The sequence below is a fragment of the Serpentinicella alkaliphila genome, from assembly GCF_018141405.1.
Taxonomy (GTDB): domain Bacteria; phylum Bacillota; class Clostridia; order Peptostreptococcales; family Natronincolaceae; genus Serpentinicella; species Serpentinicella alkaliphila.
In genome coordinates this window covers 2326042-2350618 of the sequence record NZ_CP058648.1, presented here as the reverse complement: position 1 = coordinate 2350618, position 24577 = coordinate 2326042, and the positions used below count along the sequence as shown (strand labels likewise).

The following is a 24577-nucleotide window of genomic DNA, read 5'->3' as shown; positions in this document are numbered from 1 at the left end:
CTATTTATGATACTAAACAAAAAAAACCGGTAGTTTCTTACCGGATTTTAATTAAAGTATTATATTTTAAAAATACTTGTTGCTTTATACATTTTCAAAGTTCTTAAAAATCAGATTAATTAATCACAATACACCTAACATTATCTGGATGAATTATTCTCATATGCCCACTTCCCCTTGATGAGTAGCTACCTGGATTTTCTTTAAAAATCCCCTCTCCTATATATCTATTAAACTGATTCATAACCAACCATGGAGATAAAAAAACAACTTTTATATTCTCATTATATTGGTAGTTAATATATAAATTATTCTCTTTCAATTCAGCAAACACCTTAGGGTCTGTAAACTCTATTAAGTTTATCCCGTCCTTCTGATTTAAAGGAAGTACAGCACTAATTATTATCTTCCCCTTTTCTCCTTCTGTCATCTCATCAACATATGCGTAATAAGTACTGTCTTCGCTATTAGTGTAAACTTCTATTAAAGAGCCTTCTTCTATTTGAGAAATATCAACTTCTATTTCAACACTGTTATGCTTATAAATACTTTCATGATGCTCAGTAACTCTAACATTTGAACTATAATCTGTAATTATCATTTGGGGTACTATAAATATAGTGAATATTAAAATTAATGTTATTCCAATTACTACTGCTTTTGAGAAGGTCTTTTCTTCCTTATAAAATTCAGTATATTTATTTATTACTAAAGATAAGAACATTAATATGAACCAAGTTATTGCACCTTTAATGAAGAATATAGATAGACTATTTTCATAGATTATAAACTCTAAAACATTAGCAACTAGCCCTTTTAAAATATCATTATACATTATTAGAGAAAATAACACTCCTAAAACTACAAAAGTATATACAGCATGTTTTCTAAATAGTGTACCTACAAAAGTCATAACTGCTGAAATAAGAGACAAATACATTATGAACACGAGAAAGCCCACAATTAAAAACTCAAAATTGAACTTATATGCTAGAAATACATTGTTATAATTTGTAGCAATAGTTTTAAAAACTAAATATTGAAACAAATATGCAATAAGTGATGCTATTGATAAAAATAGTATAAACGAGTAATTAATTAGTTGTGATGATAAAAATCTACTAGTATTATTTTGTGGAAATATTGAATATTGTTTATTGATTGTTTTATATGAAATAGACATAAATAATGATAACATTACACCAGCTAGAAAAAAGGCAAATGAGAAATTTTGAAGACTTATTGCGCTTACATTTCTTGATTCAGTAAATACTAAACTTAAGGACAATATTGAGTTTACTAGTAGCAAAAATAAAGCTATTACTAATCCCCTAAGCATATTCCTTTTAAAGACTATATATTTAACTTTAGTAAGCTTAATTGTATTATCTATATCTATTCTTCCCATAAACATTTAAGCTCCTCCTCTTTATTTTCTTGTGTCAGATACATACATAAATCCTCTGGCCTCAATGTAGAGAGTGTTATGTTGCTTTTGGTAGCTATTGACATTTCATCCTTGAGATTTCCAAATACTATACTAAAGGAATATAATAGACCGGTTCTAGAATATATAACTTTCTTATCCCTAGTAAAATTAAGTATACTGTCTGCATTTCCATCAACCCTATATGCTATCTCTTTCATTTCATCAATATCTTTATAAAGCAATAGTTGCCCTTTATTAATTAATATAATTTCAGATAAAATTCCCTCTAGTTCTGATAGTAAATGACTTGAAATTATAATTGTTCTAGGATTTTCAGTATAATCTCTTAAAAGAACTTCATATACTGAACGTCTAACAGTTATATCCATACCTAGAACAGGTTCATCCAGCATTGTCAATTCTGCTCTAGTTGAAATTGCACAGATAAAGTTAAAAACACTTGCCATCCCTTGTGATAGTGATTTGTATTTTTGTTTCTCATTTAATTCAAAATATTTTAATAGCTTCAATGCAAAACTTACATCAAAACCCTTATACATAATTTGAAATGAGTTTATTATATCAATTAGCTTTAAGTTATTGTCATATGCCATATTATGATATGTATACACAAGTCTATCCACTATTTCTAAATTGTCCATAGGTTTTCCACCTAAAACCTGTAGATCACCATCTGTCTTATTAAGTAGTCCCGCACACATTCTCATAAAAGTAGTCTTACCTGAACCATTTCTTCCAATTAAACCAATTATGCCTTCTTTTTTTATATCAATTGAAATATTATTAATAGCTAAATTACTTCCATAGGACTTCATAAGACCTTTAGTATTAATTACATAATCCGTCATCCTACCCACTCCTCTCCTATAACTAAAAGTATCTTTTAATTATTTCAATAACCTGTTCATATTTAAGGCCAAGCTTCTTAGCTTCATTAACCAGTTCCCTACCCAAAGCATCAAAGCCCTCCGTCTTTCTTTTTTCTAATATTTGTTCTCTAGCACCATTTGCTACTATCATAGCTAGGCCTCTTTGTTTTAGTAATATTCCTTCAGTGACAAGGAGATTTATACCTTTAGCAGCTGTTGCTGGATTTACGTTCAATTCTCTTGAAATAATTAGCTGAGAGTAGCACTGCTGACCTTCCTTAAGGTTACCAGTAATTATCTCATCTTCAATAGCTTCAGCTATTTGAACGTATATAGGCTTAACGCTATCGAATTTTATTTGCACCAAATCCACCTCCTACATACTACATTACTTATGTAATGTAGTATATTACATTCTATTATATTAGTCAATATTTATGACTAGATAATATATCTAATAGCATAAAAAAATAGCTGTATGAGTTACCATAAGCTATTCTTAGGTTATTTATAAGGTGTCACATAGTCATCGATGTAAACTATATCCCCACTTATTTTGAGAGAAACTTCATTAGTCCTAATAGTAATAAGTCTATTAGTAATACTCATAGTACCCTCCGAAGGCCTCCTAAAGTAATAATCTTGTTCGCCAGTTTTAATTAAAAAATGTGTTCTAGCTATAATATTTTCAAGATTCAGGCCATCTGACACATTTTCATAAATAATTATTTGTCCTTCCTTTAAGTCAACATCAAACTCCTTATTTTTAAATTTTATATCCAAGGTTTCAGACTTGTACTCATTATTTAATCTACTCTCCCTTAGAATAATATTAAAGTCTTTTAATTTAAAAGTATTCTCTAGTATCCGAGTAACGTACCTTTCCTCAAATATAAATATGTTATTATATTTTTCTTGTAATAATTCTGTTTGGCTTCTAGTTAAAGTATCTTCATTTTTTACTAGTTTAGTAATAATGGTTTGACGATCTTTTAATGCATAATATTCCTTAATTATTTCTCTAATTTCTTTTCTAATAACAAAAAAATTATCTACTGTTGGTTCTTCTAATTTAGAATTAATAAATTCTATTAACTTATCACTTTTTTCTGCTATTTCAACATATTTTACATTTTCATAGGGCGAGTACTGAGGAATATAGTAATCTTTTAAATATATATGCCCTGATATTAATAGTAAAGTAACTGCAAAAGAAATTAATCGCTTTCTTATAGTCTCAAATTCCAATGTATATCTTCCCTCCAATATTTATTAGAGATTACATCTACCATTCAAACCTTCCAGGGCTTTAATCTAGGTATCCATCTTGGAACATTTTCTCTGTATAATTCATATTCTTTTCCAAATCGTTTAACTAATCCTGGTTCTTCTTTAGTTATGAAATATATATTGTTAATTATAAAAAACACTGTTACCCAGATAAGAATATATTTAGATCTAAATAAAATCGATTCTCCTAGGAGGATAAATATTACTCCACTAATCATAGGATTTCTCACATATTTATATGGACCTTCTATAACAAGTTTTTTGGTAGGATCCCAAGGTGCTAGAGTGCCTTTTCCTATATTTATAAAAAGTCTTACTGTCGTTATTAATAGTACTAATCCTATGAGACAGAGAATTATACCTAAATATATTAATGTATATTTATCAGTTATGTACTCAAAGCTTAAGTCACTCTTTTCTACATACAATAAAATAAAGGGGATTGTAACTAAAACATTAAAAGGAAGAGCAACTATACTAAATATATGACTGATTAGCTTCGCACCTTTCATATTTACCTCCGCAAAAGTAGTATTACTAATTACAATACCATATATCTATAATAAGATATATATATAATACATTATATAATATCAAAAACAATATTTTAATTCTTATATTTCCAGTAGAATTGTATGGATATATTCAAGATGATATAATTACCATAGATACAAAATTTCATAATTGTAGGGAGAGATTCTATATGCATAGTGTGTCTGAACGAAAAGGTTTACAAGTACTATTTGCTGCAACAGGGATTAATCTAGTCTCTGGCTTACTATATATTTGGAGTGTTATAAGCAAAAGCTTAGTGAGAGAGTTAAACTGGACCAGCAAAGAAGCTTCTCTTCCATATACTATAGCTACAGTATCTATGGTTATTGCTATGGTTCTTCTTGGTAAAGTGCAAGATGTTAAGGGGCCAAGGTTCACTGCAACTATTGGAAGTTTACTATTAGGCACAGGCTTCATTTTATCAGGATTTACTAGAAGTCCATTAATCATGGTTGTTACTTTTGGCATAATGACTGGCTCTGGCATGGGTATATTAAACTTGTCTACTATATCTGCCCCCTCTAAATGGTTTAGTGCTAGCAAAAAAGGTATGATTACAGGTACAGTTGTTGCGGGAGTAGGTTTATCTTCAGTACTTTATTCCCCTTTATCAAACTATTTGATTATTACAATCGGAAGTTCAAAAACTTTTATATATATTGGAACATTTGCATTAATTATTGCTTGTTCACTTTCTCAATTACTACGTACACCACCAAAAGGCTACACAATAAAAGGTAATTCCAATAATAATTTAGCTATAAGTAATAGTATTGATTTTACATGGAAGGAAATGCTTAGTACAGTAAGCTTCTATAAATTATGGGTTATGCTAGCTTTTTCTGCTTCGGCTGGACTTATGATTATCGGGCATGCAACTAACATTGCAATAGTTCAAATCAACTGGGAGGGCGGTTTCATATTAGTTATACTACTTGCAATATTTAACACTTTAGGTAGATTTCTAGGGGGAAGTATCTCTGATAAAATTGGAAGAATAAATTTGATGAGAACAATTTTTATAGCTCAAGCCATTAACATGCTCATATTTTCAAAATATAGTAGCATAACTACTCTAGCTATAGGCGTTGCTATAGCAGGTCTTTGCTATGGGGCAACTTTCTCTGTGTTTCCAGCCACTTGCTCAGACCTTTATGGAACTAAAAGCTTTGGAATCAATTATGGTTTGCTATTTACTGGTTGGGGATTTGGAGGGATTATTGGACCAATGACTGGTGCATATATTTTTGACTTAACAAAAAGCTATAGTTCCTCATATTTAATTGCCTTTATTTTACTAACAATATCACTGCTCATTACTTTTAAATTAAAAACATCTCCTATACCACTTAAAACAACTGTTTTACAAGGTGACCATTAGGTTACCTTTTTATTTGACTATTAATTTCCTCATATTGTTGATATCTTAATTTAATCTAAGGAGAATAAGCATGGAAACTGAACAATCGATTAGAGAAGAAAAAAGGACTGATATTTTAAAAATAATTGCTATTGTTTCAATGCTAATAGATCATATTGGTTATAAATTTTTTCCACACATAATTGTATTTAGAATAATTGGAAGAATTGCCTTCCCTATATTTGCATTTCATTTAGTTATTGGCTATAAAAATACCTCTAACCTAAAAAATTATGCAATGAGGTTAGGTCTATTTGCGTTGATTTCTCAAGTACCCTTCACATTTTTTGGTAGAGGCCTAAATATTTTTGTTACACTATTAATTGGCATAATAGCAATATATCTTTATGAAAACAATAGGAGCTTAATTTATATCTTATTTATTGGCATAATAGGGCTAACCTATCTTGGCATTTACTTTGATTATGGCTTGTATGGGGTAGTACTCATTCTAATATTTTACTTATATTTTGATGATTATAAAAATCTAATATTAAGCTTCATTGGTATTACTTTACTATATTGTATTGAAGCTAATTATTATGTTCAAATGTACTCATTATTAGCAATACCACTATTTTATTTTAAGTTTAAAAGTATTATTAAATTAAACAAATATTTTTTCTATGCATTCTATCCCGTTCATATTTCAGTAATAGTTATTTTAGATTATGTGCTAAAATAAGCTCTAATGACTAATTAACTACATTAAGTTTAAGTAATATTTTGTATGTTAAATATCCTATTGTAACACCTAATGTATTTAAAATAAAATCATCAATATCAAAGCTGCCTCTGCGGGTAACAAGCTGTAGTACTTCTAATATAAATAATCCGCTTAGAAATATAATTTGTGTTTTTATAAACTTACTAGAAAAAGATATAGGAATAAAAATTCCAAATGGGATAAAAACAGCTACGTTGCCTATTAAATTAATTACCCATACATGAAAACTGAAATTTGAAAATCTCAAGAACCTTCTAATAGTAAGGAATGGCCTTAAATTGTACATATAATTAGGGTTAGTACCCCTACCAAAAGCAAATAACATCCAATAGGCTAAAATTAGGGTATATACAAGTAAAACCATAGTAATTATTCTTCTTTTATTCATCCTCATACTTATCACCAATCTTCATAAATATATTACCCTTCTATATAGTGTTTATAGAAGGGTATTTTTATTACTTCAATTTTTCCCAGTCCTCTTCTTTGAATCCAACTAAAATCTTATTATTTCCGACAATAATTGGTCGCTTCACTAACATGCCATCAGAAGCTAATAAATTCATTTGCTCATCCTCTGTCAAATTAGGTAACTTATCCTTTAAATTCAACTCTTTATATTTTACTCCACTAGTGTTGAAAAACTTCTTAATAGGCAGACCACTTTCATCAATCCACTTTTTTAACTCTTCTATATTTGGGTTTTCTTCGACTATATGTCTACCTTTAAAATCAACATTGTTTTCTATTAGCCAACGTTTAGCTTTTTTACAAGTAGTACAGCGTGGGTACTCAATAAATAAATAGCTCAAATAAAACACTCCTCATCCGTTAACTTGATTATATTTTTCTATTTTTATAGCTTGCATATACTACATGTTTTTTGTCCTTTCTTTTATTTCATAGTATTTCTTTTCCCCAAACTTATATAACTCTTTTTCTTCTTCAGTTGTCGAAACTAGCCCAGGTACTTTTGAAGGCTTATCATCTGCAATATGAATCATGGTCGTATACCCAGATAATGCTAAAGTATTAGTGCCATCCTTAACATTATAGATATATAATGCTACATAAGATAAGATAGAAGAATTTCCTACATATATTACCTGGCCAATACAATTAAGAACATTACCTATATGAACAGGCCTATGAAAAACTATATCATCAACTCGAGCAGTAACAACTTTACCTTTAGCATGCTTATATGCAGAAAGGCCCCCTGTATTATCCATAATTTTCATTAGTTCGCCACCATGGGCATTACCCATAGAATTACTGTGAATTGGTTGTATTGGTATAATAGATTCTATTCTTGAAAATGATATCTTGCTATAATCAATATTAATCACGTTAAAACAGTCCTTTCTATACATTAATAACCCATTTCCTTAAGAATAGCTGATAAAGTGTGTAATCTTTCTGAAAGCAATTCATCATCCTCACTTAAAGCTTGATTAAACAATTTAATATCTTCATTTATTTTATCATTTTCAGTGCAAACAGCAACTGTCATAGCGTCTCCTTGTAGACCTACTCTATCAATAACTGGTTTATCAACATCATATAAGTTACTATATCGATATGCTTCTTTAAAGTGAAGTTTTGCTCTGCAAATTAAAATTGCAAGATCAATTACTCTATGAAAAGGTAGTTCCTCTGACTGTCTAGACCATTTTTCACCAGTATATCGCCAAACTTTAGCTGATACCTCGACTTTACCTCTATCATTCCATTGGGCTAATCCTAGAGAAAGTCCTTTAGCATCTGAATTGTACGCATATCTTCCATCTACATTTTCATAGTTTTCAGACACAATAACTGGTTTATGCTTTAAAGTAGTTGGTATTTTCATTAAAAAAACCTCCTTAATTACAAATATATTTACTAATTTACTAGTTTAGTATATTACTAAATTAGTAAATCTACGCTTCTATATTATTCCATTTATTATACAATGTCAACCTCATTTTCAAAAAATAAACCGTCTAATCATAATCTGATTAAACGGCGTTTTCCTATCGTATAAAATTTGTTACTTTTTTTACTTCTTTTTCAGGTGGTTCAATTTCACTTTTTCCATTTTTCACTAATTTCATTAACCATGCCATGTTTTTACCTAGAACTTTCATTATTTGAACGCCCTCTTCATCTTGATGAACTTCACCTGGCATTCTACCATAGATTACATTCCAATAATTTGATGTAGGTACTAACATTTCTGAGTACATTAAATAATTATTTAATTGATGAAATGTTGGAATTCCACCAGCACGTCTTACGGCAACAATTGCTGCCCCGACTTTATGTCTAAATAAATTACCATTTGCACTTGAAACAAAAAAAGCTCTATCTAAAAAACCTTTTAAATTCCCAGCAATTGAAGAATAATACACAGGTGAAGCCAGTAAAATTCCCTCAGCTTCTTTCATTTTTTGAATCCACTCATTGGCAGCATCATCTATAATACACTTCTCATTTTGATTCTCTGCACATTTTCCACAGGCTAAACAACCTCTTACAGAAGTAATTCCTACATTAATTACCTCTAATTCAATACCTTGTTTTTTTAACTCTTCTCCAACTATATTGATTGCATGATATGTATTTCCTTCTTTTTTTGGACTTCCATTAATTGCAACAACCTTCATAAATTTTCCTCCTTTTTTAAATACTAACCTTATTTTTTATTATGGTTTCTATCATGTAATACTTGATCGATTACAATTACTAAAGCTAGCATAAATGGCTGATCTTCACCTTCCATTATTTCTGCTATATAGGTATCAGCAAAGGAAATCCATTTTTTATTTACAGATGCAACAGCACGACCATCCTTAATGATTTCAAAATCATATCCGAAGAAACCACCATTTATTGTGTAATTTCCGATTGAACTAGTTATATTGAACCTGGGTTTTAATAATGTGAATTCTTTTTTCACGGTAGCTAAATGTCTACCTCCTGAATATAAATTATACTCTGGGATAAATCTTAAAACTTTTTGTTCAATATATACTAATTCGTTACCAACTAAATCATAAATTCTTAGTTTATCTCCGATAGCAAAGACCTTTCCTCTAACTATATACTTGTCCTCTTCAAATTCATTTTTTATTGTAAAATTATCTCCAAAACTAAGTATTCTTTGTCTTATCTTATATTTCAATTTATCTACCTCCAGGCTATTAAGTTACAGTATATATATTATACTAATTTATCCAATTTCAGTCTATTTATTGTTATCTTTAATTGTATATATTCCCAATTAAATGTTATCATATATATTGACAAGGGAGTGATAAATTGAAAAATATAAAACTATTAATTGAGTATGATGGTAGTAGATACAAAGGGTGGCAAAGACTTAAGGATTCTGATATGACAATCCAAGGTAAAATAGAAAGTGTCCTTACGGAATTATTTAGCAGACCAATTGAAATAATTGGGTCTGGACGAACAGATGCAGGGGTTCATGCAAGGGGACAAGTAGCTAATTTCACTGTTAAGACTGAAAAGTCTTTATTAGAAATACATAAATATTTAAATCATTATTTACCACAGGACATAGTAGTAAAGGAAGTTTCTGAAGCACCAGAGAGATTCCATAGCCAATACAATGTAAAAAAGAAAAAATATGTTTATTGCATATGGAATCATTGGATACCCTCGGCTTTCAATAGAAAATATAGCTATAATGTTCCTGAGCATTTAAATATTGAACTAATGGAAGAGGCTGCAAATCTCTTGATTGGGACCCATGACTTTATTGGATTTTCATCAGTAAAAAAATCAAATAAATCTACTGTAAGAACTATAGAGGAAATATCTTTCATAAAAGAAGATAAAGTTTTGAAGATTGTCTTTGTTGGTGATGGATTCTTACATAATATGGTTAGAATTATTGTAGGTACTCTTTTAGAGATAGGGCTAAAAGAGAAAAAAGTTTCATATATAAATGAAATCTTCGAGAGTAAGACAAGGTCTATAGCTGGTAAAACTGCTCCTGCCCAAGGCCTTTTTCTAGAAGAAGTTACCTACTAATTAATTAATATCATATGTGCTGTATATATAAAAAGAGCTCTTAGATTTTTTCTAAGGCTCTTTTCTATTAAAGCTAAGTTATTAACAACCCTCTAGCTTAATACTATATCCTGTGTTATATCACTAAACTGGGCTTTATATAGTCTAGCATATATATTATCTTTTTCTAAGAGATAATCATGACTTCCCTCTTCAACTATACCTTCCTCTGTTAAAACCATGATTCTATCTGCCATTTTAATTGTAGCTAGACGATGAGCTATAATTAATGTCGTTCTATTTTGAGAAAGTTCAGCTAAGGATTCCTGAATCACTTTTTCTGTTTCGTTATCTAGGGCAGAAGTAGCCTCGTCTAAAATTAGAATTTGAGGATTCTTTAAAAATATACGAGCAATTGATAGACGTTGTTTCTGGCCACCAGAAAGCTTTATTCCTCTTTCTCCAATATACGTATCATATCCTTTTTCTAAATTCATTATAAAACTATGGGCATTTGCTCTTTTAGCCGCAACAATTATCTCTTCATCAGTTGCATCTATTTTTCCATAGGCAATATTCTCCCTGACTGATCCAGAAAATAAGAAAACATCTTGCTGTACTATTCCAATATTTTGTCTTAAGGATTTTTGAGTGATATCTTTAATATCAACTTGGTCAATCTTAATTGAACCCCCATCTATTTCATAAAACCTAGGTATTAAGCTACACAAAGTAGTCTTTCCTGCTCCTGAAGGACCTACTATTGCTACTGTCTCACCTGGTTTAACCTTAAAGCTTATGTTTTGTAAAACAGATTTCCTATTATTATAGCTAAATGTAACATCATTAAATGCTAACTCTCCAATTACAGAGGTTATTTCCTTTGCCTCAGGTTTATCCAATATTTCAGGTTCTATTTCCAAAGTCTCTACAAATCTATGGAAACAGGCCATTCCCTTCTGATAATTTTCCATTAAAATTGTTAGTTTTTTAATTGGTTGAAGGAATATAGAGACATAAAGTAAAAACTTAATTAATGCCCCAGTAGTCATCGTACCCTGGTATATAAAATAACCACCAAATATTAAAACTACTAGATGGATAAAGTTTGCAAAATAAGTGACTCCTGCATAAAATTCTGCCATAACTTTAAAGGTATCTTCTTTGGAATTCTTAAAATTTTCGTTTCCAGATTTAAACTTATCTGCTTCATATACTTCGTTTGTAAAGGATTTTACTACACGAACACCGGCTATACTATCTTCAACCTGTGAGTTAATATCAGCTAGCTTTGACCTTAAGTTTCTAAAGGCCTCCTGCATCTTTTTGTTTTTAATAACTGCAAATAGTAAGACAACTGGTAATATTGAAAAAGTTATTAGTGTTAAAGGCCAATGAGTAAAAAACATAATAAAAAATGCACCAATTAAGGTCACTATTATTATGAAAAGATCCTCAGGTCCATGGTGAGCTAATTCTGAAATTTCATTTAAGTCATTTACCAATCTAGACATTATGTGACCTGTCTTAGTATTGTCAAAGTAGTTAAAGGATAAGTTGTGTAAATGATCAAACAAATCCTTTCTCATATCAAATTCCATTCTTGTCCCTAAAACATGACCATAATAATCAACAATATACTGAAGAACACTGCGAATTATATAAAGAAATAGCATTCCAACCCCTACTAATAGAATTGTATTTAAGTCTTTATTGGGTAAAATATCGTCTATCATCAAACCTACTACAAATGGAAATATTAAATCCATTCCTGCCATTATAAAAGCACAACCAAAATCCAAAATAAATAAAGGAAGATGTGGTTTATAGTATTTTATAAATCTCCTTAGCATTACAGTCATCCTTTCTAAAACTTTAAGTTAGAACATATATTATTTATACTATGCATTTTATTAGGTGGAAAAAATAGTATAAACTTTAAAATATATACAAAATTAAAAAAAGCATTATGTTGTTATTATATACTATTTTATCTATAATTGAAAAGAAAGGGTCTTAAACTACTAAGGAAATAAATTTGTTTTTTCAGACTTACTACCTGGAGGTTAACCGTGAGAAAACTTCTTTTATTAACTACACTATTATTATTATTTACATTTAATTTTCAATCCTTTATCCCTTTGCCTTCATTTACGCTATTAAATAGATTAGAAACATATACAGTTGAAAATCTCGATGACTTACAGGCATATATAACAGACCAGCTTAGTAGCCACAACACATCATTTAACGTTGGCTACCGTTCATCTGCCAATAATCTAAATGAAGAATTAAATCTTATCTTTGATAAAATATCTAATGAAAATCCATATATATATTATTTTATATCTAATATACAATTTGGCTATAAAGGGTATAAAAATAACGTTACTATTGACTTTACCGTTGATTACAACTCTACAAAGGAAGAACAATATGTATATAATTCTGAAATTAATAGAATTTTAAATACAATTATTACTCCAAATATGAGCTCTTTAGAGAAGGTAAAAGCGGTTAACGATTACATTGTTCTTAATACCTCATATAGTCTCGAAACTATAAATAGCCCACATTCACCATATACCATTTTTAAAGAAGGTATGGGTGTTTGTCAAGCATATGCTCTATTAGGATACAAAATGCTTAGTGAGCTTGGGTTTGAAGTAATGTATGTAGTAGGAAAAACTACCGATGACCATGCATGGAATTTAGTTAGAATAGATAATGAATGGTATCACTTAGATATGACATGGAATGATCCCCAACCAGATAGGATAGGAAATATTTCATATAATTATTTTTTAGTAAATGATAATTATTTATCTAAAACCCATAGTTGGGAAAGAAATAACTACCCTAAATCTACGAGTAATAAGTACTCATATTTTCACTCAGCCGATACGGCGATTACATTTAATAATGTACTTTACTATAGCAATGCTAAGGATAGAGATAGATTATATAGAATGAATTTAGATGGCTCACAAAATAGGAAACTCAATGATTTTAGATCTTATTTTATTACACAAGTTGGAGACTGGATATATTATAGTAATTATTCACATGGTGGTTACTTATACAGAATAAAGCTAAATGGGCAACAAAATGAACGTGTAAATAATAGTCATACAATTGACCTATTTGCTATAGATGAATGGCTATACTATACACTAGCAGATAAACAGAGAAAAGAAAAGAGATTGATAAACTAAGTAGCTTAATAATAATACTACTTAGTTTATTAGTTTTATTCATTTTAAATTAATCTAAACTACACCCTAGCCAATAGGAAGCAGTAGTTTATCAAAATAAATATATTTATTCTTAGGATTCAAATGTTTATATTATCCTTAATACCAAATTATCATTTAATATATGGTCTTGACCAAAAATTTATAGATTTTTTAACATTAATCGAAAATATTCTTCTAAGTATCCCATTAACCGGCATAACACTTGTGTATGCTTCGTTCTCATCTGTATATCTAACTGATGAACAGATCAGTTTATTTTTTGACGTCTGTACCTCCAAGACGACTTTATCATCAAAAACATCTTTGACGAAATTCAAAGTTTCAGAGATTACTTCGTCTCTAAGCTTTTGATAATCATCATCATTATCTAAATACACATTAAAGTGAGTATGAAAATACTCTCCTAAAAAAACTATGGCCTCCTCATTTGAACAATATATCGACATAGATCCAAAACTCTCATTTTGAGCATTAATTTTAATTAATAATTCATTATTAATATACTCATAGGATGCATTAATATTATTAAATGTATCCTTGAACCTATTATAAAACTCCTTCGAAAAACCATTTAATTTCTCATGCAATTCCTCACTCATTTTTTACTCCTTTAATTTTAATTTGTTACACATTTCAATTGCTTTTTTCTGAAGTAGTGGTTGTATTTTAGGATAAGTTAATTTATTAGGAACACTATCAAAAAGTTCGACTTCTCCTATCTCTAAGTCCGGAAGTTCCCCTAATTTATAAATATTAGAATAAAATAATCTTCCATAAGTTGTTTTGTCTGCAATTGTTACAGAATAATCACAAATTTCTTCTATTTCAAATTCCTCTGCTCCTGTCTCCTCTTGCAATTCTCTCTTGCCTGTTTCACAAATAGTTTCCCCTTTTTCCCTACGCCCACCGGGTATTTCCCAGGTTTCTCTTTTTTTATGTTTGACGAATACATATTTATTCATGTAAAGAGCACTTATTGCTGCAAATTCTAATTTATTATCTTCAATTTCTCCAAGTTCATAAATCTTAACTAACATATTCCCTCCATATAATTTTAATTTTTATCTTCATTTATCATTAATCAACACTATTGGTAGCACTTTGATTTATTCTATAAATTATATCTTATTACCAACTATAGTATAATTTGTCATAATTCACATTAATATACTTTTGATTAATTGAAAATACCCTCAGGTAAATAATTACCTAGGGGCATTTTCATTATTTATAACTAGCTTTTCTATCTATAATTTCTATACTTTAAATCTCATAATAACTGACTGTAGGTTAACTGCAAGTTCAGATAGACCTTCACTGGCACTAGATATTTCTTCCATTGAAGCACTCTGTTCTTCCATTGAAGAAGAAACTTCCTGAGTTGATGCTGAATTCTCTTCAGCAATCGATGCAAGGTGTTGTATAGTTTCAAGAATCTCACCTTTCATTTTTTCAATTTCTTTTCCTGAAACATTTAATTGCGTTACCGCTAGCTCAGCTTCCTTTATAGCATCTGCTATTGCCAAATATTTTATCTTACTATTCTGAACACTCTCAGTTTGTTCTTTCAATATTTCAGAGACTTTCTCCATTATAGCAACGGCTGATTTTGAATTCATTTGAAGTTCTTGTACTACATAATCTATCGTCTTAGTAGATTCAGTTGACTGTTCAGCCAATTTTCTAATTTCTTCAGCTACAACTGAGAATCCTTTTCCATGTTCACCAGCTCTAGCAGCTTCTATGGCAGCATTTAATGCTAATAAGTTTGTTTGAGCAGCTATTGTAGCAATTACGTTACTAGCCTGACCTATTCTATCTGCACTTTCATTAGTTCTAACAATTCCTTTATAAACCTCTTGAGTTTCTTTATTGCTCTCATCTGATATTTTAGCTAACTTTTCAATTTCCCTTAATCCCTCAGATACAACATCAGTTACACTTTGAGAAGCGTTATTTAAGTTTTTAAGGAAATTTTGGTCTTTTTCAATAATAGTGCCTAGTTCTATAGCCTTAAATGTTCCTTCTTCAGTACTCTTAGCTTGAGACGATGCTCCCCTGGCTATTTCTTCTATCGTCCTAGATACCTCGTCAGTAGCTACTGTGGATTGTTGTGAAGAAGCTGTAAGTTCTTCTGAAGATGCAGCTACTTGGTCAGCTGTATTTCTTATTTCACTTATTATCCCTCTGAAGCTATCAGTTACTATTTGAAGTGATCTTGCTAAATCCCCTATTTCATCTTTACCCTCAAGTAGCTTTTGTTCAACATTTTCTGTAATATCTAGCTGTGCTAGTTTATTAGCCTTTTCCTTAATTTTAATTATCGGATTAACAATTGACACACCAACCATATAAGTTGCTACGATACTTATTAATAGAATAGCCAAAACAGTTAAAGTAATCCCATTTCTTAACAAAGGAATTGCTCTTAATACTTCACTTTGGTTCGCTGTAATGACTATATACCAGTCAGATCCATTTACAGGCGCATAGCCTGCATATAAGTCATTACCGTTAAAGGAATAATCTTGTACACCATATTTTTCATTAAGTATTTTAGTAAATAAATTGGCTACTGGAGCTACTGATTGGTCTACTTTTGACTGCTCAATAGGATCAAATTTGTTTATTACTAAATCTTTATTCGGATGACCTACCACTATCCCCTTACTATTAATCATATAGGCATATCCACTATTACCATAGCCCATTGTACTTACTACATTAGTTAAGGCATTACCATCTCTTCTTCCTACTAAAACCCCAACAATTTTCCCATCTTTCTCAACAGGAGCAGAATACATCAGAAAAATTGAATTGCCCTCGTGCAGAAGATCAGAAACATTTTTTTCTCCATTAAACGCTCTTTTAATATAATCTCTATCCCCTAATTGTTCTACAGTCCCATCATTATAATATGTAGTACCATCCGGCTGTACAATTCCAAGAGATAAAAAATTAGTTCTTTGTTGTTGCATATTTAGAATAGGTAGTTGAGTATCTAAATCCATACCTTGTATATCAAGTCTACCAGCTATCATTTCTAAAGTTCTCATTTGTGTTTCAATTCTACTAGCAGTCAGTTTAGAACCTTCCTCAGCTATAGACTTCAATGCTGTTTCAGCCTCATTAGTTAATGCTCTACTGGCCCTTTGTAAAGATAGTATGCCTATAGACATTGATCCTAATAAAATAATTATTGAGAAATAGGCTATTAGTTTAGTTTTTACGCTTTTCATTGAGTACCCCCCATTAGTCATAATAAATTGTTTTACTTCTACCCTGTGTCTTTTCTTAAACAGTCGCTTTTCGCCGCCTTATTAATACTTTTTCATCACTCCCAGTAGATTATTGGTTTTGCGATTCTTACTTTATTTTAATTATTACTTAGTCTATTTTAGCCTGCATAAAGGTTGTTCAGTATAATGCATGCACTCCTAAAGATATTACACTAGCCAGTAAAATATAATTATCAACAAAATAATATACTCATCATTGAGTTAAAAATAAAATCCCAAGGGTATAGCTAGTTTTTATTGTGCTAAAAAATCAACAATATGCATGTACATATAATCAGCGTTTAACCTCTTCGATAACTGAACAAAGATAAATTCTTTTATCTAAAACAATTGGGGTACTTTTAACTTTTACATCAACAATAATATTATTGTTAAGTTTATGTCTAAAATTAAAGAAGTTCCGTTCTTGAAGTTTAGCTTTTTTTATTTCTTGAATTATTTCTTCCTTTGGTAATGTATTAATTTCTGAAATTTTCATGTTCATTAACTCAGATTTTGAGTAATTGTAAAATATAGTCGCTGCATCATTGGCATTAACAATTTGTAATGTTTCTGGATCAACTAAAAGCATTGTTCTTTTATTAGTATTAAAAAAATACCAAAATAGATTTTCCTTATCCTCTAATATTTCATCATAATGACTAATTAAAAACTTCATTAAAAGATCTTCCTTAAGCTTTTCAACAACTTTAACGACAGATATATCTTGTATTAAATACTCTCTTATATTAGGGGGTAGTTTGTTTGCCATTGAAAAGACTTCTTCTTCATCTACTGATAAAGCTTCAGATAACTTTATCAGTAAATCATCACTAGGAGGTGGTTCTACATCATTCTCTAATTTACTTATATAAGGATAACCTACACCGACTTTTTCTGCCAGTTCTCTCTGGCTCATTAATCCTTTTCTTATTCTTTTAAGATATTTTCCAAAGGTCATATAATATCTCCTCAATTATTAATGTTGTGTTTTTACGCAACATTATTATAGATTATATAATATAAACATAGGATAAAATGTCGAATTTTGTAATTATTTGTCAAATTTTTATAGGTATAAAGTCCTATTTATCGAGAGTGGTTATCATAGTGTTTTACTAAGTTTTAATTTTCTACATAATAAAAACCGATATTACTATCGCCTGAGTTTATAGGTTGCAAGAACAAAAAATCAGCTAAACACCTTAAAAATACTAGGTCATAGCTGATTTGTTTTTATTTTTTTATGTTGTGAACTATTTCTTTCCTATAAGAACGAATTTGCTCGATTCTTATATTTCTGTAATTTAGAGAAACACCAAATAATTTTTCGATATCTCTATAAATTTCATCTTGTTTATTAAGTGAGTAGATTCCATTGGTAATAAATCTACACGTCGCATTTCTAAGAGACTCTTGTATTCGTTTAATAGAGTATTTGTTTTTGAGTTTATTCTCTAAAATTCTCGAAATTAATAATGCTACGAAACAAATAAGAAAATGTCCTTCTATTCTATCCTCTCTTCGAACATAGACAGGACGACCTTCTAAATCTGACTTTAAAACTTTAAAAGATTCTTCTATCTTCCAAAGACCTCTATACCTTTCAATTATTTCTTCATCAGGCATTTCAAGCTCACTGGTAACAAGAGCATAATACCCATCTAAGGCCACATCTCTTTCGTACTTAGCGACTTCAAACTCTAAGAGCGTTTTTTTATCTTCCACTTCACCTGTAAAAGTATCTATCTCTATTTCTTTTAAATACTTTTTTACACCATAACGATTAGAAGCTTTATATTTCGAAGGATTTTCAAGATACTCTTGAATTTTTTCTTCTAATTTTTCTCTTTTGTGTTTTTCTCTAGCATCATAATCAAGCCCCAGAAAGATACAACTTTTTCTTTGAGTGTAATTTCCTCACCATTTTCGTTATTAGTTTTTCTTTCCCTGAAGAAAGATTTAATCTTAAAAGTTTTAGTAGAGTTATAAACGTAGCCTTCATCTTTAAGAATTTCTTTTATAAATGTCTTAGAGCCTTATCTTACCTTTTGTGAAACTATGTAACCATCATTGTTTTCTACAAGAAAAGCTAGGTTTTTACCACTATTTAGAGCTTTGTCTGCTGTTAGAATTACTCTCTCAAGAGCATATCTATTTTTCATATTCTTTAAGGCAGGAATAAGCATTGTACTATCATGGGTATTACCAGAAAAAAGATCATACCCAACAGGTAGGCCTGCTCTATCAATTGCTAGACTCATTTGTACGATTGGCGTTGTTCTTTTTTGTTTAGAGATACCAACTTTTTTAAGATTATTTTCTAAGTCTGATTCAAAGTAATAGTTAGTTACATCAAAGAAAACAAGTGAAGTATCTCTACCGTGGATCTGTGAAACTTGTTCATGAAGATGTTGTTGTAGGTCTTCTTTAATATCCTTCATTAGAGAGAGAGACTCGTAAATAGAATTTATAGTTACTTTAAAAGATTCGAAATACTCATCTTTATTTTCAAATGTTGATTTTTTACTAGCAGGTTTCAGAATTCTTCCATATAGAAGCAATTGAAAAACTTCATTCAAGTCAAAAACATGCTTTCTTTTACGCATTTGTGATTTAAAAAACTGAGGTAAACTAAGCTCATTATAGAGTCTTTCAAGAAAAAAGTAGCCATAGTTCTTATCAATTTCCATATCATCGTTACTATCACTAAGGTTCAATGTTAGATTTACTTGGTTTTTAGTTATCAATTTAGCAGAATCTTTTAGCTTTTGTAGAATATCCGGATCATTAGCCTCTAATTCTTCAAGATTGCCATAGCATTTAATAATTCTTTGTTTAGATTTACCATTTTCGTCACGGTAGCCTTCAACAAGATATACTTTTTTATACTTAGCTGTAGGACTCTTAGTCACTCTAATAAACATAAAATCACCCTCTTTTATTATATCACAGTACATCGAAGTACACAACGATTATTTCCAAAATTTCCAATAAAAAAACACCTGAAATTCAAGTGTTTTATTATCTTTTTAGTTTTTGAACCTATAAACTCAGGGTATAAAGTCCTATTTATCGAGAGTGGTTATCATAGTGTTTTACTAAGTTTTAATTTTCTACATAATAAAAACCGATATTACTATCGGTTTCTAGCTATTCATAACTATTTAGTTACTTCTCCATTTAAAGAGAATGTTTTTGATTCTATTATTTTTACCTTTACTATTTGGCCTATTAATGATTCATCCCCATTAAAATTAACAAGTTTGTTTTGTCTAGTTCTTCCCATAAGTTTATCTGTATTTGTCTTACTTCTGTCTTCTACTAGCACCTCTACCACTTTACCAATATAGCCTTGATTAATTTCTGCACTTATTTTATTAACCTCATCCACTAATCGATTAAATCTTTCATGCTTTACTTTATCATCTACTTGCTCTTTCATTTCCGCTGCTGGAGTACCTTTTCTTATTGAGTAAAGGAACGTAAAAGCTGAATCAAATCTAACTTTTCTAACTAAGTCTAATGTATCCTCAAAGTCTTCGTCACTTTCCCCGGGGAACCCTACAATTATATCAGTTGTTAATGTAACACCAGGTATCTTTGATTTAATTTTCTCAACTAGAGCTAAGTAGCTTTCTTTTGTATATCCTCTATTCATAGTTTTTAATACATTATTACTTCCTGCTTGGAATGGTAAATGAATATGCTCACAAAGCTTATCTCCACTTGCAATTGCATCTATTAAAGGTTCTGATAAATCCTTTGGATGTGAAGTCATGAATCTTATTCTCTCAATGCCTTCCACCTTATTTAGTTCTAACAATAAATCTGCAAACTGTATATTTCCTTCTAATGTTTTGCCATAGGAATTTACATTTTGCCCTAAAAGAGTAATCTCTTTTGTACCATTTTCAGCAAGATTTTTTACTTCCTCTATAATATCATCCATATTTCTGCTTCGTTCTCTACCTCTTGTATATGGAACTATACAATAAGTACAGAAGTTATTACATCCAAACATTATATTTACAAAGGCCTTAAGTCCATATTTTCTCATGGATGGGACACCCTCAATAATTTCTCCCTCTTCCTCCCAAACTTCAACTAGCATATTATTAGAAGTTTGCGAGTTAGCAAGAAGCTCAGGGAACCTATGAATATTATGTGTTCCAAATACTAAGTCCACAAATGGGTATTTCTTTTTTATAGAACTAACAATTTCAGGTTGTTGCATCATACAGCCACATACCGCTATATTTAAATCATTGTTTTTCTTTTTTAGGTTCTTTAATGCTCCAATATTCCCGTAGACTTTTAGTTCTGCATTCTCTCTAACACAACATGTATTAAAAATTATTAAATCCGCATCTTCTCTTTTGTCCGTTTCCTCGTATGCCATTTGTTTAAGCATTCCTAATAACTTTTCCGAATCATGCTCATTCATTTGACAACCATAGGTTACAATCATTGCTTTTTTTTGTTTTCCAGATTGTTGCATATTATATAGGTTCTTTTCGTTCATCTTTGCAATAATTTGCCTTTGAACCTGTAGTTCTTGTGGATCAAGCTCAACACTTTTTTTCCTTTCAGATTTACTCAAGTTATTTACCTCCTATATGTTAAAACAAAATTTTTCAATTAAAAATATACATTAATAATTAGTATAAGTATTTTCTGTTAAAAATACAACATCTTATTATACACTAGTTAGTATAAAATATGAAATAATTTCTAGTATAAAAATAAAAGCACGTCTTATGAGTTATTCATAATAACATGCTATTTTATGTATGTTTGTTATATTATTACTCACTTTTTAGAATCTTCTGGAATTCAACAATTAGCTTGTCCATCTCTCTACTGAGTTTAAGAATCTCCTCTTGGTTCATGCCTTCACTATAAAGTTGTACTAATTCTTTCCTCATAATCTCTATCTGTTTTCTTAATTCTTCGATTTTTTCTTTTCTCATTATATATAACTCAATCCCCTTCTAATTATTTTATTGCTACTAAACTGCAAATGCTCCTACGTCCAACACTATAGTTATAGTATTATGCCCTGTTCTCGATTATACATGTATCTGTCAAATAGTCAATAATATTTTTTTTGCTGAGTATATTTAGAATTTCCTCTACAACTTGATCAATTGTAAATAGGGTTGTATCTAATACGATAGCGTCCTTAGCTTTTATTAGAGGGGAAGCTTCTCTTTCACTATCCATCTTATCTCTAAGCTTTATATCTTTTTCGATATCTTCAACAGCTAATGTTAAGTCACTATTTTTTTCAAGCATTTCTAAGTATCTTCTTTTTGCCCTTTCTGAAACAGAAGCCGTTAGAAATACTTTAACATCAGCATTAGGCAATACATTAGAGCCAATATCCCTCCCATCCATTACAACATGATTGTTATTAGCAACCTTTTTTTGCAGTTCAACTAAGATAACCCTAACCTCAGGAATTTGTGCTACAAAAGAAACTAGCTTAGTAACTTCCTGACTTCGAATTTCCAGACTTACATCTATTCCATCTAAAAAAATTATCCCATTACGAAACTCTATATTAGTTTCTTTAGCAATTTCATTAATCTTTTCTATATTATTAATATCTACCTTTAGTTTAACAACTTTATAAGTTAAAGCCCTATACATGGCTCCAGTATCAATATATAGTATACCTAGTTTTTTAGCGATTTTTTTTGCTATTGTGCTTTTTCCAGCCCCTGCGGGCCCATCTATGGCTATTTGAATATAGTGCATTAAATTTTCACTCCTCTATATGAAAAAAATAATATACGTCCATTATATTAGGCATTTAATCCTGCGACATAACCAGTAGTGAAAGCAATCTGTAAGTTATAGCCACCAGTGATAGCATCCACGTCAATTATTTCACCAGCAAAATATAAACCTTCCACTAGTTTGGAAGCCATTGTTTTTGGGTCTATCTCCTTCGTGGATATGCCACCTGAGGTTATTATAGCCTCACTAATGCTTCTTAGGTCCTTTGGCGTTAACTTAAGAGTTTTTAAGTTAGTTATTATTTTATTACTTTCCTCTTTACTAATATCACTTAATTTCTTATCTTTATTTAGTTCAAGAACATCGAGTAAAGCTGTAACAAGGTTCTTAGGTAGAATTTTTGAAAGAGTTTTAAAAATAGTTTCATTTTTCTCGAACTCTTTTGAAACTAATATATTTTCTAGTTCCTGTTCCGAAACATTTGGCACTATATCGATAATTATATCTATTATACTATTATTTATATGCTTATTTAAATAAGATGAAATATTAAGAACTGCTGGCCCAGATATACCATAGTGGGTAAATATTAAAGGGCCTGTCCATTTTATTGTTTTAGGCTTTTTATTAGGCTTTTCTATATCCTTTACATTACATACAATATTTGTAGACTCTAGAGAAATACCCATTAGAGACTTAATCCATCCCTCTTTAATTTCTATAGGAACAAGTCCTGGCTTAATATCCACAACAGCGTGTCCTAATTCTTTAACTATTCTATATCCATCCCCTGTACTTCCTGTTTTCGGATAGGACATTCCACCAGTTGCAATTATTACACTATCTGCTTTAATAATATTTTTATTCCTTAATGTTATTTCAGAAATGCCATTTTCATTAATATTTATTTTTTCGACCTCAGAATCATACCATATTTTTACACCATTTGATTCCAGTGTCTCTAATAAAATGTATAGTACATCTCTTGCTTTATCTGAAGTAGGAAAAACCTTTCCGCCCTCTTCTATTTTAAGTTTTAAACCATAGTTCTCAAAAAATTTCATTAAATCATCATTGTTAAAAATATTAAAGCAAGAAAAAAGAAATTTTCCATTTGTAACTGTATTTTTTATTAACTGATCAACATTACAATTATTTGTAACATTACATCTTCCCCCACCAGTTAAAAGAAGCTTTTTCCCTGCCTCACTATTCTTCTCCAATACAATAACTCGATTATTATTGTTATTTTGACTAGCAGAAATTGCAGCCATCAAGCCTGCAGGTCCCGCTCCAACTACTACTATGGTTCTTTCCTTCATATTATTCTCCCTTATGCATATAGCAAGTATCGTTATATTGTAATAGAACAGGTTCATTTCTACGAATTCCTATTACATTTATAGCACAATTATTTTGTTTTAACCGGTTATAGCTAGATAAATTCATATCTAAAATATTTAATAAAAGTAGCCTAATCATTGTACTATGACTTACAATTAAAATGTTTTTACCTTTATTTTCATTTAATATATTATTAAAAGCAGTAACAACCCGCTCCTGTGCTTTAGCTAAGTCTTCTCCATCTGGAAAAATTGTAAGGTGTGGTCTTGTAAACCAGTTATCTAACTGCTCAGGATATTTATTTCTTATCTCCTCAATGGTTAATCCTTCCCATGAACCATAGTTTAATTCAACTAAATTATCATTATATTTTACCGGTATATGTAATTCTTCAGAGATTATTTTTGCAGTTCTCTTAGCTCTATTTAAAGTACTTGAGTATATTACGTGAATTTCTTCTTCTCTCAATCTTTTAGCTAATAGCTTAGTATCTTCAATACCTTTTTCAGTAAGATTCGAATCCTGAATACCTTGGGTTCTACCCTCCAAATTCCAATCAGTTTGGCCATGCCTTATTAAATAGATTTTATTCATTTTCATATGCATTCCTTACTATATGTAT

General features: G+C 30.0%; 27 protein-coding genes. 4 read left to right on the top strand and 23 right to left on the bottom strand.

The features are described 5' to 3' along the window. Positions 1–115 precede the first annotated feature (115 nt). The 5 genes from HZR23_RS12010 to HZR23_RS11990 all read right to left on the bottom strand — a co-directional run bounded on the left by HZR23_RS12010 (position 116) and on the right by HZR23_RS11990 (position 4121). Positions 116–1414, bottom strand: coding sequence for a hypothetical protein (locus tag HZR23_RS12010; RefSeq protein WP_132849452.1), 1299 nt, complete (start codon positions 1412–1414; stop codon positions 116–118). After that, positions 1396–2298: an ATP-binding cassette domain-containing protein gene (locus tag HZR23_RS12005; protein ID WP_132849453.1), complete on the bottom strand. Its 903-nt coding sequence runs from the start codon at positions 2296–2298 to the stop codon at positions 1396–1398. Before HZR23_RS12005 ends, HZR23_RS12010 begins: the two co-directional genes overlap by 19 nt. A 22-nt stretch (positions 2299–2320) precedes the next feature. Next, the gene (locus HZR23_RS12000) at positions 2321–2683 is read right to left on the bottom strand and encodes a GntR family transcriptional regulator (RefSeq protein ID WP_132849454.1); all 363 of its coding nucleotides are present in this window, start codon (positions 2681–2683) and stop codon (positions 2321–2323) included. 140 nt (positions 2684–2823) lie between these two features. Beyond that, entirely contained in the window at positions 2824–3567 is a 744-nt protein-coding gene (locus tag HZR23_RS11995) for a hypothetical protein (protein WP_132849455.1), read from the bottom strand. Between the two features lie 44 nt (positions 3568–3611). After that, complete coding sequence (locus HZR23_RS11990; RefSeq protein WP_132849456.1) at positions 3612–4121, bottom strand: methyltransferase family protein; 510 nt, start codon at positions 4119–4121, stop codon at positions 3612–3614. Between the two features lie 191 nt (positions 4122–4312). On the opposite strand from HZR23_RS11990, the gene HZR23_RS11985 reads away from it, so the two are divergent. Together HZR23_RS11985 and HZR23_RS11980 are read left to right on the top strand one after the other, a co-directional pair. Then, positions 4313–5545: an L-lactate MFS transporter gene (locus HZR23_RS11985; RefSeq protein ID WP_132849457.1), complete on the top strand. Its 1233-nt coding sequence runs from the start codon at positions 4313–4315 to the stop codon at positions 5543–5545. 70 nt (positions 5546–5615) lie between these two features. Continuing rightward, on the top strand, positions 5616–6269 hold the full coding sequence (locus HZR23_RS11980) for a TraX family protein (protein ID WP_132849458.1): 654 nt from the start codon (positions 5616–5618) through the stop codon (positions 6267–6269). A gap of 10 nt (positions 6270–6279) precedes the next feature. Here HZR23_RS11980 and HZR23_RS11975 read toward each other — a convergent pair whose 3' ends face one another. The 6 genes from HZR23_RS11975 to HZR23_RS11950 all read right to left on the bottom strand — a co-directional run bounded on the left by HZR23_RS11975 (position 6280) and on the right by HZR23_RS11950 (position 9477). After that, positions 6280–6705, bottom strand: a complete 426-nt coding sequence (locus tag HZR23_RS11975) for a VanZ family protein (protein WP_213050251.1) — start codon at positions 6703–6705, stop codon at positions 6280–6282. 64 nt (positions 6706–6769) lie between these two features. After that, positions 6770–7123, bottom strand: a complete 354-nt coding sequence (locus tag HZR23_RS11970) for an arsenate reductase family protein (protein WP_132849459.1) — start codon at positions 7121–7123, stop codon at positions 6770–6772. 60 nt (positions 7124–7183) lie between these two features. Continuing rightward, positions 7184–7660 (bottom strand): acyl-CoA thioesterase, encoded by a 477-nt coding sequence (locus HZR23_RS11965; protein ID WP_165913760.1) that lies wholly within the window; start codon positions 7658–7660, stop codon positions 7184–7186. Between the two features lie 23 nt (positions 7661–7683). Continuing rightward, positions 7684–8163, bottom strand: coding sequence for a DUF6530 family protein (locus HZR23_RS11960; protein WP_132849461.1), 480 nt, complete (start codon positions 8161–8163; stop codon positions 7684–7686). Between the two features lie 163 nt (positions 8164–8326). Then, positions 8327–8959, bottom strand: coding sequence for a flavodoxin family protein (locus HZR23_RS11955; RefSeq protein ID WP_132849462.1), 633 nt, complete (start codon positions 8957–8959; stop codon positions 8327–8329). Between the two features lie 29 nt (positions 8960–8988). Further along, positions 8989–9477, bottom strand: coding sequence for an LURP-one-related/scramblase family protein (locus HZR23_RS11950; protein WP_132849463.1), 489 nt, complete (start codon positions 9475–9477; stop codon positions 8989–8991). Positions 9478–9614: 137 nt separating this feature from the next. On the opposite strand from HZR23_RS11950, the gene truA reads away from it, so the two are divergent. Then, the gene (gene truA / locus HZR23_RS11945; protein ID WP_132849464.1) at positions 9615–10352 is read left to right on the top strand and encodes a tRNA pseudouridine(38-40) synthase TruA; all 738 of its coding nucleotides are present in this window, start codon (positions 9615–9617) and stop codon (positions 10350–10352) included. A gap of 92 nt (positions 10353–10444) precedes the next feature. Here the strand turns inward: truA and HZR23_RS11940 are convergent, their stop codons facing one another. Beyond that, complete coding sequence (locus HZR23_RS11940) at positions 10445–12184, bottom strand: ABC transporter ATP-binding protein (RefSeq protein ID WP_132849465.1); 1740 nt, start codon at positions 12182–12184, stop codon at positions 10445–10447. A gap of 219 nt (positions 12185–12403) precedes the next feature. Here HZR23_RS11940 and HZR23_RS11935 point away from each other — a divergent pair, with 219 nt between their 5' ends. After that, entirely contained in the window at positions 12404–13546 is a 1143-nt protein-coding gene (locus tag HZR23_RS11935) for a DUF5050 domain-containing protein (RefSeq protein WP_132849466.1), read from the top strand. 152 nt (positions 13547–13698) lie between these two features. Here HZR23_RS11935 and HZR23_RS11930 read toward each other — a convergent pair whose 3' ends face one another. The 11 genes from HZR23_RS11930 to HZR23_RS11880 all read right to left on the bottom strand — a co-directional run bounded on the left by HZR23_RS11930 (position 13699) and on the right by HZR23_RS11880 (position 24555). Beyond that, entirely contained in the window at positions 13699–14187 is a 489-nt protein-coding gene (locus HZR23_RS11930; protein WP_132849467.1) for a hypothetical protein, read from the bottom strand. 3 nt (positions 14188–14190) lie between these two features. Beyond that, positions 14191–14625, bottom strand: a complete 435-nt coding sequence (locus HZR23_RS11925; RefSeq protein ID WP_132849468.1) for an NUDIX hydrolase — start codon at positions 14623–14625, stop codon at positions 14191–14193. A 219-nt stretch (positions 14626–14844) separates the two neighbouring features. After that, positions 14845–16827: a methyl-accepting chemotaxis protein gene (locus tag HZR23_RS11920; protein ID WP_132849469.1), complete on the bottom strand. Its 1983-nt coding sequence runs from the start codon at positions 16825–16827 to the stop codon at positions 14845–14847. A 334-nt stretch (positions 16828–17161) separates the two neighbouring features. Then, positions 17162–17827: a helix-turn-helix domain-containing protein gene (locus HZR23_RS11915; RefSeq protein WP_132849470.1), complete on the bottom strand. Its 666-nt coding sequence runs from the start codon at positions 17825–17827 to the stop codon at positions 17162–17164. A gap of 275 nt (positions 17828–18102) precedes the next feature. After that, the gene (locus HZR23_RS11910; protein ID WP_283669810.1) at positions 18103–18753 is read right to left on the bottom strand and encodes an IS1634 family transposase; all 651 of its coding nucleotides are present in this window, start codon (positions 18751–18753) and stop codon (positions 18103–18105) included. Positions 18754–18905: 152 nt separating this feature from the next. After that, on the bottom strand, positions 18906–19826 hold the full coding sequence (locus HZR23_RS11905) for an IS1634 family transposase (RefSeq protein ID WP_213050250.1): 921 nt from the start codon (positions 19824–19826) through the stop codon (positions 18906–18908). A 203-nt stretch (positions 19827–20029) separates the two neighbouring features. Beyond that, positions 20030–21469 carry a tRNA (N6-isopentenyl adenosine(37)-C2)-methylthiotransferase MiaB gene (miaB, locus tag HZR23_RS11900; protein WP_165913770.1) on the bottom strand — a complete coding sequence of 480 codons (1440 nt, stop codon included), beginning with the start codon at positions 21467–21469 and terminating at the stop codon, positions 20030–20032. A gap of 205 nt (positions 21470–21674) precedes the next feature. Beyond that, positions 21675–21839, bottom strand: coding sequence for an aspartyl-phosphate phosphatase Spo0E family protein (locus HZR23_RS11895; protein ID WP_132849528.1), 165 nt, complete (start codon positions 21837–21839; stop codon positions 21675–21677). 82 nt (positions 21840–21921) lie between these two features. Next, positions 21922–22629, bottom strand: coding sequence for a (d)CMP kinase (gene cmk, locus HZR23_RS11890; RefSeq protein WP_132849529.1), 708 nt, complete (start codon positions 22627–22629; stop codon positions 21922–21924). Positions 22630–22676: 47 nt separating this feature from the next. Beyond that, the gene (locus HZR23_RS11885) at positions 22677–23933 is read right to left on the bottom strand and encodes a BaiN/RdsA family NAD(P)/FAD-dependent oxidoreductase (RefSeq protein ID WP_132849530.1); all 1257 of its coding nucleotides are present in this window, start codon (positions 23931–23933) and stop codon (positions 22677–22679) included. Position 23934: 1 nt separating this feature from the next. Next, entirely contained in the window at positions 23935–24555 is a 621-nt protein-coding gene (locus HZR23_RS11880) for a histidine phosphatase family protein (protein ID WP_243098279.1), read from the bottom strand. Between the last annotated feature and the right edge of the window lie 22 nt (positions 24556–24577).